Annotated in this window: 13 protein-coding genes; 6 read left to right on the forward strand and 7 right to left on the reverse strand. The window is 73.9% G+C overall.

Annotation, left to right across the window (positions count from 1 at the left end; translation table 11 throughout):
- From AB0D44_RS12685 to AB0D44_RS12695, 3 genes are all read left to right on the forward strand, one after another.
- A partial coding sequence (locus AB0D44_RS12685; protein ID WP_362588633.1) for an ATP-binding cassette domain-containing protein occupies positions 1-402 on the forward strand: 402 nt, incomplete at its 5' end.
- Entirely contained in the window at positions 389-1,285 is an 897-nt protein-coding gene (locus AB0D44_RS12690) for an ABC transporter permease subunit (RefSeq protein ID WP_362588636.1), read from the forward strand. The genes AB0D44_RS12685 and AB0D44_RS12690, both read left to right, overlap by 14 nt.
- A 5-nt stretch (positions 1,286-1,290) precedes the next feature.
- Entirely contained in the window at positions 1,291-2,052 is a 762-nt protein-coding gene (locus AB0D44_RS12695; protein WP_362588639.1) for a CbiX/SirB N-terminal domain-containing protein, read from the forward strand.
- Between the two features lie 149 nt (positions 2,053-2,201).
- Here the strand turns inward: AB0D44_RS12695 and AB0D44_RS12700 are convergent, their stop codons facing one another.
- A complete protein-coding gene (locus AB0D44_RS12700; protein ID WP_362588642.1) occupies positions 2,202-3,203 on the reverse strand; it encodes a 2-dehydropantoate 2-reductase N-terminal domain-containing protein in 1,002 nt (333 codons plus the stop codon).
- Positions 3,204-3,248: 45 nt separating this feature from the next.
- Between AB0D44_RS12700 and AB0D44_RS12705 the strand changes: the two genes are divergently transcribed.
- Positions 3,249-4,094 carry an aldo/keto reductase gene (locus AB0D44_RS12705; protein ID WP_362588645.1) on the forward strand — a complete coding sequence of 282 codons (846 nt, stop codon included), beginning with the start codon at positions 3,249-3,251 and terminating at the stop codon, positions 4,092-4,094.
- 34 nt (positions 4,095-4,128) lie between these two features.
- Here the strand turns inward: AB0D44_RS12705 and AB0D44_RS12710 are convergent, their stop codons facing one another.
- Genes AB0D44_RS12710 through AB0D44_RS12730 form a run of 5 tightly spaced genes read right to left on the reverse strand, consistent with a single transcriptional unit; the run spans position 4,129 to position 9,109 of the window.
- On the reverse strand, positions 4,129-4,677 hold the full coding sequence (locus tag AB0D44_RS12710; RefSeq protein ID WP_362588648.1) for a DUF1697 domain-containing protein: 549 nt from the start codon (positions 4,675-4,677) through the stop codon (positions 4,129-4,131).
- 20 nt (positions 4,678-4,697) lie between these two features.
- Entirely contained in the window at positions 4,698-5,900 is a 1,203-nt protein-coding gene (gene mgt, locus AB0D44_RS12715; protein ID WP_362588651.1) for a macrolide-inactivating glycosyltransferase, read from the reverse strand.
- Positions 5,901-5,958: 58 nt separating this feature from the next.
- Positions 5,959-7,317 carry an extracellular solute-binding protein gene (locus AB0D44_RS12720; protein ID WP_362588654.1) on the reverse strand — a complete coding sequence of 453 codons (1,359 nt, stop codon included), beginning with the start codon at positions 7,315-7,317 and terminating at the stop codon, positions 5,959-5,961.
- The gene (locus tag AB0D44_RS12725) at positions 7,317-8,210 is read right to left on the reverse strand and encodes a carbohydrate ABC transporter permease (RefSeq protein ID WP_362588657.1); all 894 of its coding nucleotides are present in this window, start codon (positions 8,208-8,210) and stop codon (positions 7,317-7,319) included. Before AB0D44_RS12725 ends, AB0D44_RS12720 begins: the two co-directional genes overlap by 1 nt.
- Complete coding sequence (locus AB0D44_RS12730; protein ID WP_362588660.1) at positions 8,210-9,109, reverse strand: sugar ABC transporter permease; 900 nt, start codon at positions 9,107-9,109, stop codon at positions 8,210-8,212. Before AB0D44_RS12730 ends, AB0D44_RS12725 begins: the two co-directional genes overlap by 1 nt.
- A 116-nt stretch (positions 9,110-9,225) precedes the next feature.
- On the opposite strand from AB0D44_RS12730, the gene AB0D44_RS12735 reads away from it, so the two are divergent.
- Positions 9,226-10,083, forward strand: a complete 858-nt coding sequence (locus AB0D44_RS12735; RefSeq protein ID WP_362588663.1) for an aminoglycoside phosphotransferase family protein — start codon at positions 9,226-9,228, stop codon at positions 10,081-10,083.
- 174 nt (positions 10,084-10,257) lie between these two features.
- Here the strand turns inward: AB0D44_RS12735 and AB0D44_RS12740 are convergent, their stop codons facing one another.
- Positions 10,258-11,160, reverse strand: coding sequence for a LysR family transcriptional regulator (locus tag AB0D44_RS12740; RefSeq protein WP_362588666.1), 903 nt, complete (start codon positions 11,158-11,160; stop codon positions 10,258-10,260).
- 109 nt (positions 11,161-11,269) lie between these two features.
- On the opposite strand from AB0D44_RS12740, the gene AB0D44_RS12745 reads away from it, so the two are divergent.
- Positions 11,270-12,475 (forward strand): MFS transporter, encoded by a 1,206-nt coding sequence (locus AB0D44_RS12745; protein WP_362588668.1) that lies wholly within the window; start codon positions 11,270-11,272, stop codon positions 12,473-12,475.
- Positions 12,476-12,507 lie beyond the last annotated feature (32 nt).

Genomic DNA, 12,507 nt, shown 5'->3' on the forward strand with positions numbered 1-12,507 from the left:
AGGCTCGGCGGCGCCCACAACAAGCGCGTCCACGAACTGTCCGGCGGCATGCGCCAGCGCGTGGCCCTGGCCCGGGCGCTCGCCCAGGACAGCCGGCTGCTGCTGATGGACGAGCCGTTCGCGGCGCTGGACGCCATCACCCGCGACGTGCTGCACGGCGAACTCACCCGCATCTGGGAGGAGACCGGCCTGTCCGTCCTCTTCGTCACGCACAACGTGCGCGAGGCCGTGCGCCTGGCCCAGCGCGTGGTCCTGCTCTCCTCCCGGCCCGGGCGCGTCGCCAAGGAATGGACCGTGGGCATCCCCCAGCCGCGCCGCATCGAGGACGCGGACGTCGCCGAACTGTCCCTTGAGATCACTGAACACCTGCGTGGGGAGATCCGCCGCCATGGCCAGCACTGACACCACCCCGAAGGTCACGGCGAAGAGCGGCGACGACCTGGCCGGCCTGGAAGCCGGCCTGGACGCACTCGACGCGGTCCAGACCCACCGCACGCCGGTCCGCGAGGTCCTCACCAAGAAGGTCCTGCCGCCGCTCCTGGCCGTCGGACTCGTCCTGGTCGTCTGGCAGGTCCTCGTCGCGGCGAAGGTCACCGACGAGACCAAGCTCCCCCCGCTGTCCGGCGTGTGGGACAGCCTGTCCGACATGTGGCTCAAGGGCACGCTGCTGGACGTCATCTGGACCAGCGTCTCCCGCGGTCTGCTCGGCTTCCTCCTCGCCCTGGCCATCGGTACGCCGCTCGGCCTGCTGGTCGCCCGGGTGAAGTTCGTCCGCGCCGCGATCGGCCCCATCCTCCAGGGTCTGCAGTCCCTGCCCTCGGTGGCCTGGGTGCCGCCGGCGGTGCTCTGGTTCGGCCTCAACGACGCCATGATGTTCACGGTGATCCTGCTGGGCGCCGTCCCGTCGATCGCCAACGGTCTGGTCTCCGGCATCGACCAGGTCCCGCCGCTGTTCCTGCGGGCCGGCCGCACCCTGGGCGCCACCGGGCTGCGCGGCGCCTGGCACGTCGTCATGCCGGCCGCCCTGCCCGGCTACGTGGCCGGCCTCAAGCAGGGCTGGGCCTTCTCCTGGCGCTCCCTGATGGCCGCCGAGATCATCGCCTCCTCCCCCGACCTCGGCCTGGGCCTGGGCCAACTCCTGGAGAACGGCCGCAACAACATCGACCTCCCCGGCGTGTTCCTCGCGATCATCCTGATCCTCGTCGTCGGCATCGCCATCGACCTGCTGATCTTCAGCCCCATCGAGCGGTGGGTGCTGCGCAGCCGCGGCCTCCTGGTCAAGTGAGTCACGTGTCCCCCGCACCCGCCCTGCTCGTCATAGCCCACGGCAGCCGCGACCCGCGGCACGCGGCGACCGTGCACGCCCTCACGGGGCGGGTGCGGGCGCTGCGGCCCGGGCTGCGGGTGGAGACGGCCTTCCTGGACTTCACCACCCCGTCGGTCGGGCAGGCCCTGTCCTCGCTGTACCTGTCCGGCGTACGCGAGGTGGTCGCGCTCCCCCTCCTCCTCACGCGGGCCTTCCACGCGAAGTCCGACGTCCCGGCGGCGCTGGCCGAGTCGACGGCCCGGCTGCCGGGACTGTCGGTGCGGGTCGCCGACGTGCTCGGGCCGTCGCCCCTGCTCGTCTCGGCCCTCGAGCGCCGGCTGGCCGAGGCCGGCCTCACCCCGGCGGACCGCGCCACCACCGCGGTGGTGCTCGCGTCCGCCGGATCCACAGACCCGGAGGCGATCGCAGCGATCGCTGAAACCGCGCGGGAGTGGCGGCACACCGGTTGGTGCGCCGTGCGGCCTGCGTTCGCCTCCGCCGGCCTTCCCCGTACGGAGGACGCCGTACGGGCGCTGCGTGCGGAAGGCTTCGCACGGGTGGCGGTGGCTCCGTACGTCATCGCCCCCGGGCGGCTGCCGGACCGGATCGCGGCGGGCGCGGAAGCCGCCGGGGCGGACGTCGTGGCCGGTGTCCTGGGCGCGGCCCCGGAACTGGCCCGCCTGCTGCTGCGCCGCTTCGACGACGCCGCCGCCGCTGCGGCCGGCATCCCGGCCCTGACGGCCTGACCCAGCTCCTGGGGCTCCGCCCCGGACCCCGCGCCTCAAACACCCGCGGGCCGGATGTACCGCTGCCCGGTACGTGCGAGCGCACCCCGGCCTTGATCCGGCCCCGTCGGCGAGGGGGACGCGGGACCGGGCGGAGCCCGGCAGGCCCGCTACACCCGGGCCGCGGCCTCGTCGGCCAGGGCGGTGAGGTCCGTGATGGACATCGCGCCCGGCGGGAGCCCCTCGCGGGCGAAGATGTTGGCCGCGTGCCGCAGCACGTCGTTCACCGGCGTCGGCACCCCGTGCAGCCGCCCCAGCAGGGAGATCTCCCCGTTGAGGTAGTCCGCCTCCACCGACCCGGTGCCCCGCGCCAGGCTCTGCCACGAGGACCCGCCCCGGAGCCCCGGGGGCTGGTTCACCTTGCCGTCGCGCGCGGCCGCCTGCTCCGCGTCCGAGGCGTAGGCGATACCGGCCGCGCCGAAGGCCGCCTTCGCCTCGCGGACGGCCCGCAGCAGCAGTGCGGCCTTCGCCGGGGACGGCTCGGGGCCGGTGGTCGCCTGGACCGCGTTGCCGAGGTTGCCGAGCAGCTTCGCGTACTTCCACCGCATCACGTCCCCGACCACGGGCGCCTCGAAGCCGGCCTTGTCGAGGTCCGCCCCGACCGCCCGCGCCAGCGCGTCGGTACCGCCCGCCGCCAGGCCCACGTGCAGGATGCCGGTCAGCGGCGCGCACAGGGCCGAGACCACGCCCGGCTCCAGGAAGGTCGCGGGCAGCCACACGCACACCCCGTAGACCTTCGCGAAGCGCCGCAGGGCCAGCCGCTCGCTCTCCACGCCGTTCTGCGCGCACAGCACGGGCAGCCGCTGCGCCGCCGTCCCGCCGCCCGCGACCTCCGCGTCTCCCCACGCGTCGAGCGCGGCGATCGCGTCCTGGGTCTTGACGGTCAGCAGCAGGACGTCGTCCGGGCGCAGTTCGCCCAGTTCGTCCGGTCCGGTGACCACGGGCAGCCGGTGGACGCGGGTGCCGTCGGCGGTCGTGAGCCGCAGCCCGTCCGCCCGCAAGGCCTCCGCGTGCGCGCCGCGGGCGGTGAGGACGACCTCGCCGCCCGCCTCCGCGAGCCGTCCGCCGATGGTGGCGCCCACGGCGCCCGCGCCGATGATGATGTACCGCATGCCTACGAGCCTGGCACATCCCGCCGGTTGCGTTACCGTCGGGGCATGGTGGAAGAGGTGTTCGCCCTCGGCGGGGACGTGCCCGTGAGACGGCTCGGCTTCGGTACGGGCGGTCTGGTCGGGCCGGGTTTCTGGGGGCCGCGCGGCAGCCGGGCGCAGGCCCGGGCGCTGCTGCGCACGGCGGTGGAGCGCGGGGTCACCCTCATCGACACGGCCGACAACTACGGCCCCGGCCTGGCGGAGGAGCTGGTCGCCGAGGCCCTGTACCCGTACGCGGAGCAGCTGGTCGTCGCCACGAAGGGCGGGGTGGTGCGCACCGGCCCCGACCAGTGGCACGTGGACGGCCGCCCGGAGCGGCTGCGGGAGATGTGCGAGGCGAGCCTGCGGCGGCTGCGGGTGGAGCGGATCGGGCTCTACCAGCTGCACCGGTTCGACCCGGCTGTCCCGATGGCCGAACAGCTGGGCCTGCTGGCGCAGTTGCGGGCGGAGGGCAAGATCCGGCACATCGGATTGGACACCGTCACCGCTCAGCAGCTGCGCGCGGCACGGGAGTTGGTGCCGGTCGCCGCGGTGCAGAACGCGTACAACCTGCTGGACCGCGGCTCGGCGGAGGTGCTGGCGCTGTGCGAGGCGCACGGGATCGCCTTCCTCCCGTACTACCCGCTGGGCAGCGGCTCGCTGACCCGGGAGAGCGCGGCCGCCGTCAGCGCCGTGGCCGCGGCGCACGGGGCGAGCCCGGGCCAGGTGGCGCTGGCGTGGCTGCTGCACCGCTCACCGGTCCTGTGCCCGACTCCGGGCACCGGTTCGCCCGACCACCTGGCGGAGAACCTGGACGCGGCGACGGTGCGCCTGACCGCGCGGGAGCGCGAGCTGCTGGACGCCCTGGCCTAGGCCGCCGGGTTCGCCAATACGTCGTCGGCGACGGTCAGGGGGCGGTCAGCTCGACGAGCTTGGCGACCGTGTTCCAGTTGCGGGTGGTGGCGTCGATGCCCTTGACCACGGCGGGCTTGGCGAGGGCCTCGGCCAGTTTGGAGCGGCCCAGTCCGTTCGGTGCGTACAGGTACAGGACGTGGTCGCCGAGCCGGTACTCCTCGGGAAGGTACGCCGCCGGGTCGAGTGCGGCGAAACGCTCCGCGCCGGGCTGCTCGGAGAAGAAGGTGGCGTGGAGCTGCCTGCCCTCCAGGTCGGCGGCGGGGAACGGGCAGGCGTCGGCGACGGCCTTCAGGTACGCGCCGTCCACGACCAGGCACGCCACCCGGAAGCCGAAGTGGGCCTCGATGGCCGCCTCCAGTTCCCGGGCGAGCGCCTTCGGGTCCTCGTTCGCACTGCTGAAGACGGCGTTGCCGCTCTGCAGGTAGGTCTGCACGTCGCCGTGGCCGAGGTCCTCCAGTACGGAGCGCAGCTCCGCCATGGGCACCTTCTTGCTCCCGCCGACATTGATCCCGCGCAGCAGCGCCGCGTATTTCTTGGCCATGGGTGCACCCTAGGGCGCCCCTACGACAGTTCGGCTTCGATGAGGTCGGCGGCCCGGTGCGTGCCGCCCTCGGTGGCCATCTGCGCACGGATCTCCTCGCAGCGGGCCGCGACCGCGGGGTCGCAGGTCAGGGTGAGCACCGCGTCCCGCAGGGTGGCGGCGTCGGCCCGGTCCATCGGGACGTGCCGGGCCACGCCGAGCGAGACCAGCATGTCGGCGTTGCCGAACTGGTCGACGGCCTGCGGGACGGCGACCATCGGGGTGGCGGTGGCGAGTCCCTCCTGGCTGCCGCCGGCGCCCGCGTGGGTGATGAAGGCGTCGGCCTGGCGCAGGACGTCCAGCTGGGGGACCCAGCGGTGGACCTCGACGTTGGCGGGGACCGCACCGAGTTCGGCCTCGTCGGTGAACTTGCCGATCTGCAGGACGACATGCCAGTCGGGCAGGTCCCCGAAGGCCTCGACGCAGGCGCGGTAGAAGGCCGGCTGCTTGGTGAAGGCGGATCCCAGGGAGACCAGGAGCACCTTCTTGCCCTCGGCCGGTTCCGGGCGCCGCCACTGCCCCTGGACCGCCGTGCGGTCGCCCTGGCAGGCGCCGACGAAGGTGTGCACGGAGGTGTCGACGCGGTCGGCGTGCGGCTGGAGGGCCCGCGGGATCAGGACGAGGCTGCGGCGCGGGCGGCTCTGGAAGCGGTCGACCTCCTCGCGCAGGCCGTTCTCGCTCAGCCAGGCGCCGAAACGGGTGTAGTAGGCCCGTCCCCGCTCCGACGCCTTGAGGTCGGCGAGCATCGGCCCGGCCACTTCCTCCTCGTAGCCCTCCCAGGCGACGAGGTTCGGGGAGAGGGAGACGGCGGGGACCCCCCAGCGGTGGGCGAGCACGGGCGCCGGGTAGGCGGTGATGTCGTGCAGGACGAGGTCCGGTTCGTCGCCCTGGAAGACGGTGGCCAGCTGCGGGAGCGCCTGGACGGCGTCGTCCAGGAAGGGTTCGAGGTGGTCGATGAGTTCGGTGCCCCAGGCCTCCGGGTCGTCGTCGGTGGGGAGGGTGGAGTTCCAGACCACCGGAGTGGCGCCCGTCTCGGCGACCTTCTCGGCGAAGGGGGCGGGGATGGCGTAGCTGACGCGGTGTCCCCGGGCGACGAGTTCCCGCATCACTTCGATGCTCGGGTTCACGTGCCCGTGGGCGGCGATGGAGAACATGGCGATGTGTGCGGGCTTGGCTGAGGTCATGACCCGACCATAACGAGACGAGACGTCTCGTGCAATCGCTTTGATCTCCCGCCGCGACCTACCTCTGGTACCGCGCCAGCACCCTGTTCCCGTCCTCCACCAGGCGTTTCTCCAGCTCGGCCAGGTCGATCGCCCCGCTGTAGAACTCCTGCAGCGCGGGGGTCGCCACCTTGTCCTTCCACTCCGGATAGCCGCGCACCGACTGGGCGGGCGCGGGACGCAGCCCGGCCGCCAGGGCCGCGCCGGTGGCCCAGCCCAGCTCGGGCGTGCCCAGGGCGGGGTCGGCCAGGGCCCGCGTGCCGGTCGGCAGCATCCAGTCGCCGCGCGCGAGGCGGACCATGTTGGCCGGGCTCAGCAGGAAGTCGATGAAGGCCGCCGCCTCCTTCTTGTACGGGCTGTCCTGCGCGATGGAGAGGGTCTGCGGGCTGACCCCCTGCGCCGGACCGCCGGCACCGGCCGGGGGCGGCAGCACCTGCCACGCGAAGCCGGGCGGCGCCTGCCGCGCGATCTGCTGGCGGTAGGAGAACCCGAGCGGCACCATGGCGTAGCGACCTGCGAAGAAGCCGGGCAGGGTGTCGGAGCCGCCCATCCCGAGGGTCGCCCGGGAGGCGCTGCGGTCGGTCTCGGTCAGGGCCCGGATGGTGGCGGGTACGACGGCGTCGCCCTCGGACCAGCGGATGACGGCCTTGCCGTCGGCGGCGCGGTGGAAGAGGCGGCCGCCCGCGGACAGGCCGAGGTTGAGGGTGGCGGAGACGGGGTCCTTGAGCGGCCAGGCCACCCCGTACCGGCCCTCGGCGGGCGCGGTCAGCCGCCGGGCGGCCGTGCGGAACTCCTCCCAGCTCCAGGGCGCCTCGGGGGTGGGGACACGCACTCCGGAGGCGCGCAGCAGCTCGGTGTTGGCCATGAGGACCCGGGGCTCCTGGAGGAAGGGCACCCCGTACACCCCGCCCCCGGACCCCAAGGTGACGCTCTCCCAGGAGCCGGCCGGGATGTCGGCCTTGAGCCGTTCGGAGAGCAGGGGCCGCAGGTCGGCCAGGTAGCCGCCGTAGGCGAAGTCGGCGAGGTCGTCGGAGGCGTCATGGATGACGTCGGGGGCCTCGCCGCCCTCGAAGGAGGTCAGCAACTGGTCGTGGACGCTGCTCCAGCTGCCCTGGACGTACTCGACCCGGACCCGGGGGTGGGCGGCGTTCCACTCCGCGACCAGGGCCTTGTTGGCGTCGACGGACTCCTTCTGCCAGGCGAGCGACTGGAAGCGCAGCCGCACCACGCCGTCCCGGGCGTCGTCGCGCGGCGCGGCGCAGCCGCCGAGCACACCGGCCAGCAGCGCGAGCAGGACGGCCCAGACCCCGGCCCGGGCAGCGGCAACGGCAGCGACCCCGGCACCGGTACCCGCCCGCCGGCCTCGGCGCCGGCCCATCAGCTCTTCACCGCCCCGGCCAGCATGCCGCCGGTGATCCGCTTCTGGATGACGGAGAAGACCACCAGGGAGGGCAGGGTGGCGAGGAAGGCCGCGGCGGCCAGCGGGCCGAGGTCGGCGGCGCCCTCGGCGCCCAGGAAATGGGTCAGGACGACCGGCAAGGTCTGCTTCTGCGGGGTCTTGAGGAGGACGAGGGCGAAGAAGAACTCGTTCCAGGCGGTGATGAAGGCGAACAGCGAGGTGGCCACGATGCCCGGCGCCAGCAGCGGTGCGACCACCGAGACCAGGGTGCGCAGCCGCCCGGCGCCGTCCACCGCCGCCGCTTCCTCCAGCTCGGGCGGGACGGCGCGCACGTACCCGACGAGCATCCACAGCGCGAAGGGCAGCGACCAGACCACGTACACCAGGATCAGGCCCGGTACGGAGTTGATCAGGTGCAGGTTCTTCAGCACCAGGAACAGCGGGATGATCACCAGGACGAAGGGGAAGGCCTGGCTGATCACGACCCAGCCGGTGGCGGCGGTGGCCAGCCTTCCCCGCCTGCGGGCGAGGACGAAGGCCGTCGGCGTGGCCAGTACGACCGCGAGCACGGCGGCGCAGACCGCGGCGACCAGGCTGTTCAGTGCCGCGTGCGCCAGCGGCTGCTCGGCGAAGGCCTGGCGGAAGTTGCCGAGGGTGGGGTCCTCGGGGATCCAGGTGGGGTGCAGACTGGCGAGCTCGCGCGCGGGCTTGAAGGCGGTCGAGAGCAGCCACAGGAGCGGGAACGCGAGGAAGACGAGGTAGGCGGCGAGCGCGGTGTACTGGGCGGCCCGGGCGGCCCGGGCGGCCCGGGCGGCCCGGGCGGTCCGAGCCGCCCGCGGGCGGGTCCGGGTGCGGCTGCGCGCGGGTCCCATCAGGTGTCGCCTCCCCGGAGCCGGCCGGCCAGGTACACGGCGAGCAGCACCGAGACCACCGCGACCATCACGCAGCCCATGGCGGCGGCGTACCCGAACTGCCCGTAGCGGAAGGCCTCCTCGTACGCGAAGAGCATCGGCAGCCGGGTGCGGCCGCCGGGCCCGCCGTTGGTGAGCACGTAGACCAGGGCGAAGGAGTTGAGGTTCCAGATGAGGTTGAGGGCGGTGACGGACAGGGCCACGGGCCTGATCGCGGGCCAGGTCACCGCCCGGAAGCGGCGCCAGGCGCCGGCGCCGTCGAGGGCGGCCGCCTCGTGCAGGTCGTGCGGGGTGTGCTGCAGGCCCGCGAGCAGCGCGACCGTGGTCTGCGGCAGGCCGGCCCAGATGCCGACCACGACGACGGCCGGCAGGGCGGTCGCGAGGCCGCTGAGCCAGTCGGTGTCCCCGGCGAACCCGATTCCGGACAGGGTCTGGTTGAGCACCCCCGCGTCGGGGTGGTAGACGAGCCGCCAGATGATGCCGACCACCACCTCGGGCATGGCCCAGGGGATGATCGCGAGCGAGCGGGCCAGCCACCGGAAGCGGAGGTTCTGGTTGAGCAGGAGGGCCAGCCCGAGGGCCAGCAGGAACTGCGGGACGGTCACCGCGACCGCCCACAGCAGGCCGATCCGGAAGGACTCCCAGAACAGCCGGTCGTGGAGCAGGTCCTGGAAGCCCTGGAGCCCGACCCACTGGGTGGGGTCGGTGCGGCCGGACTGGGAGTCGGTGAAGGCGAGGGCGATGCCGTAGAGCAGCGGGCCGACGCTGAGGATCAGGATGGGAAGGAGCGCCGGCAGGACGAGGAACCACGCCCCGTGGTCGGCGCGGCGGGCCTCGGGCGCGGGGGCGGCTGCGGTCACCTGCGCACCCCCTTCCGTTGCGGTCATCGTGCGCAGGGCCTGATGGCACGTCAAGGCAGCGCACCTCCGGATGGGAGACTTGGCGCATTCACGACGATCCGGATCCGGAGTACGAGATGGACGAGGCGCGGGCCAGGGACGTACTGGCGGCCGCAGGTCTGGGCAGCGGCGGTGCCGCGCTGCTGGCCCTGGGCGAGAACGCGGTCTTCGCGGCCGGCGGGCTGGTGGTGAAGGTGGGCCGCGCGGACCCGGCACTGGCGGCGCGGGCCCGGCGTGAACTGGCCGTCGCGTACTGGCTGGAGGAGGCCGGGGTCCCGGCGGTGCGGGCGGCCGAGCCGGAGCCGCGCCTGGTGGCGGGGCATCCGGTGACGCTGTGGCACCGGCTCCCGGACGCGGTGCGTCCGGCGGGACCGGGGGACCTGGCGGGGCTGCTGCGGCGGATCCACGCCCTGTCCGCGCCGCCGTTCCCGCTCGCCGCGCGGGATCTGCTGGGCGGCGTCGAACGCTGGCTGCGGCTGGCCGGCGAGGCGATCGACCCGGCGGACGCGGCGTACCTGCGGGCCCGCCGCGACGCCTACGCGGGCGAGGTGGCCGGGCTGGTCGCGCACCTGCCGCCGGGCCCGATCCACGGCGACGCCCTGCCCCGCAACGTGCACGTCGGCCCGGAGGGGCCGGTGCTGGTGGACCTGGAGACGGTCTCGGCCGATCTGCGCGAGCACGACCTGGTGGTGATGGCCCTGTCCCGCGACCGGTACGGGCTGCCCGCCGCCTCCTACGAGGCGTTCGTGACGGCGTACGGCTGGGACGTGCGCGAGTGGGAGGGATGCGCGGTGTTGCGCGGGGCGCGCGAGACGGCGAGCTGCGCCTGGGTCGCGCAGCACGCCCCGAGCAACCCGCAGGCGCTGGCCGAATTCCGCCGCCGGGTGGACTCCCTGCGCGAGGGCGCGTCCGAGGTGCGCTGGCACCCTTTCTAGTGCTCTGACCGGAAAGGTTTGCCGGTTCGCGGCGTCCGGTGCGGTGCATCGCAAGGCGGAGGGCCGCGGCTCGTACTGGACGTACCTGCGTGGCCGGACAACGCGGCGAGGTGCCGTGCCGGGCGTCGTGAGGCGGTGAACCTTTCCGGTCAGAGCACTAGGCCGTCTCGCCGCTCAGGCCGCCCGGCCGGCGGTTTCGCCGACCGCCAGGGCGAAGGCCTCCGCCTGGGCGCAGGGCCGCGTGCGGTGGCGGATCAGACCCAGTTCGGAGTCGGGCAGGCCCTGCACCGGGACGAAGGTAAGCGAGTCGCGGCGCCCGTGGTAGTCGGCCGTGGAACGGCACAGCAGCATCGCGCCGCGGTTGGCCGCCGTCAGACTCAGGCCTTCCTGGAGCGTGTTGACGCTGGGCCCGGCCGGCACCGGGAGGCCGCCCGGGGTCAGGCCGGGGGCCTGGGCCTGGCGCCAGTAGTCGGGGGCGCCGCCGTCGATGCCGATGAGCCGGCAGTCGGCGAGCTCCTCGGCGGAGATCGACTCCCGGGCGGCGAAGGGGTGCCGTACGGACACGGCCAGGGTCTGCGGCTGCCGCGAGAAGACCGGGCCGAGGACGAGGTCGTCCTCGGCCACGGGCAGCAGGACCACCGCGCAGTCCACCTCCTGGCGGCGCAGCGGGCCGAAGGGATCGGAGAGCGGGACCTCGACGATGTCGATCGAGCACTCGGGATACCGGTCCCCGAACAGGGCGATCGCCCGGCTGAGGTAGTCGTCGACGGTGCCCTGGAAGCCGATGCGCAGCTCCCCGCCCATCCCCCGCGCGGCGGCCCGGGCCTCGTCGACCGTCGCGCGCAGCGCGTCGTAGGCGGGGCGCAGACCGGCGAGGAAGCTCTCGCCCAGCGGGGTCAGGCGCACCCGGCGGCTGGTGCGTTCGACGAGCGGGGCGCCGATGCGGCTCTCCAGGGAGCGCAGCAGCTGGCTGACCCGGCTCTGGGACACGTACAGCCGCTCGCCGGTCCGTCCGAAGTGCAACTCCTGGGCGAGCACGAGGAACGTCTCCAGCTCGCGTATCTCGAGACCGCTCATGGTTTCCTTTCTACACCGCCGCCCGGCGCGGCCGATCGAGTAGCCCTGCTTATCGAAGGATGAGGGATCGGCCGTTGTTCCCGCAGGTCGGGGCGGGTTGGCTGGTCGCATGGCACAGACTGAGGAAATTGCAGACACCACCGGGGTGCCGGAGCGATCCGCGACCCGCGGCTGGCTGGGCGTCACGGCGGTCGCGAGCGCGACGTTCACGGTGGTGACGTCCGAGATGCTGCCCGTGGGCCTGCTGACGCCCATCGGGGACGCGCTGGAGGTGACCGAGGGGACCGCCGGGCTCACCCTGACCATCACCGGCCTGGTCGGCGCGGTGTCGGCGCCGCTGCTGACACCGCTGTTGGGGCGGTTCGACCGGCGGACGGTGCTGTGTGCGCTGATGGCGGTGCTGACCGCGGGCAACCTGCTCGCGGCGTGGACGCCGAACTTCGCGGTGATGGTCGCCGCTCGCGTGCTCGTCGGCATCGGGATGGGCGGCGTGTGGGCGATCGCGGCGGGCCTGGCGGTCCGCCTGGTGCCGCCGAAGTCGATCGGCTCCGCGACCTCGCTGATCTTCAGCGGCATCGCGGTGGCCTCGGTGCTCGGTGTTCCGGCGGGTACGTACATCGGCGAACTGGCCGACTGGCGTACGGCGTTCGTGACGGTGGGCGCGCTCGCGCTGGCCGTACTGGTCGCCTTGGCGGTGCTGCTGCCGAGGCTGCCCGCCGAGCAGGAGGTGCGGCTCGGCGGTGTGCTGCGGCTGGTCGGCGAGGCGCGGGTGCGGACGGGGCTGGTGGTGGTGGCGCTGCTGGTCACCGGTCACTTCGCCGCCTACACCTACGTGCGCCCCGTGCTCGAGGAGGTCTCGGGGGCGGGGGCCGGGATGATCGGCACGCTGCTGCTGGTGTACGGAGTCGCGGGCGTGGCGGGCAACTTCGCGGCGGGCGCGGGCGCCGGCCGGTCCCCGCGCTCCACCCTGCTGGTGATCAGCACGGTGCTGGCGGCCACGGTCGCACTGGTGCCGGTGCTCGGCGGGTCCGTCCTGACGGCCGGCGTGCTGCTCGCCGTCTGGGGGCTGTCCTACGGCGGTGTGTCGGTGAGCACGCAGACATGGCTGCTGGCGTCGGCTCCCGAGGCGCGCGAGGCCGCTTCCTCGCTGTTCGTCGGCGTGTTCAACGGGGCGATCGCCCTGGGCGCGCTGGTCGGCGGGCTCGCCGCGGACGGCGCGGGGGTCAGCGCGGTGATGTGGCTGGGCGGCGGACTCGCCGTCGCGGCCCTCGCGGTGACGGCGCTGGGCAAGGCCCCCTCGTCCGGGCGGCTCTGATACCGGGCGGCTCCGAGACCGGGTAGTTCCCA

The sequence above is a fragment of the Streptomyces sp. NPDC048349 genome, assembly GCF_040651925.1.
Classification (GTDB): Bacteria; Actinomycetota; Actinomycetes; order Streptomycetales; family Streptomycetaceae; genus Streptomyces.

What these genes read in the sequence shown, in the direction of transcription:
- AB0D44_RS12690 (WP_362588636.1), top strand. Translation starts at nt 389, where the DNA reads ATGGCCAGCACTGACACCACCCCGAAGGTCACGGCGAAGAGCGGCGAC.
- AB0D44_RS12700 (WP_362588642.1), bottom strand. Translation starts at nt 3,203, where the DNA reads ATGCGGTACATCATCATCGGCGCGGGCGCCGTGGGCGCCACCATCGGC.
- AB0D44_RS12705 (WP_362588645.1), top strand. Translation starts at nt 3,249, where the DNA reads ATGGTGGAAGAGGTGTTCGCCCTCGGCGGGGACGTGCCCGTGAGACGG.
- AB0D44_RS12710 (WP_362588648.1), bottom strand. Translation starts at nt 4,677, where the DNA reads ATGGCCAAGAAATACGCGGCGCTGCTGCGCGGGATCAATGTCGGCGGG.
- mgt (WP_362588651.1), bottom strand. Translation starts at nt 5,900, where the DNA reads ATGACCTCAGCCAAGCCCGCACACATCGCCATGTTCTCCATCGCCGCC.
- AB0D44_RS12720 (WP_362588654.1), bottom strand. Translation starts at nt 7,317, where the DNA reads ATGGGCCGGCGCCGAGGCCGGCGGGCGGGTACCGGTGCCGGGGTCGCT.
- AB0D44_RS12725 (WP_362588657.1), bottom strand. Translation starts at nt 8,210, where the DNA reads ATGGGACCCGCGCGCAGCCGCACCCGGACCCGCCCGCGGGCGGCTCGG.
- AB0D44_RS12735 (WP_362588663.1), top strand. Translation starts at nt 9,226, where the DNA reads ATGGACGAGGCGCGGGCCAGGGACGTACTGGCGGCCGCAGGTCTGGGC.
- AB0D44_RS12740 (WP_362588666.1), bottom strand. Translation starts at nt 11,160, where the DNA reads ATGAGCGGTCTCGAGATACGCGAGCTGGAGACGTTCCTCGTGCTCGCC.
- AB0D44_RS12745 (WP_362588668.1), top strand. Translation starts at nt 11,270, where the DNA reads ATGGCACAGACTGAGGAAATTGCAGACACCACCGGGGTGCCGGAGCGA.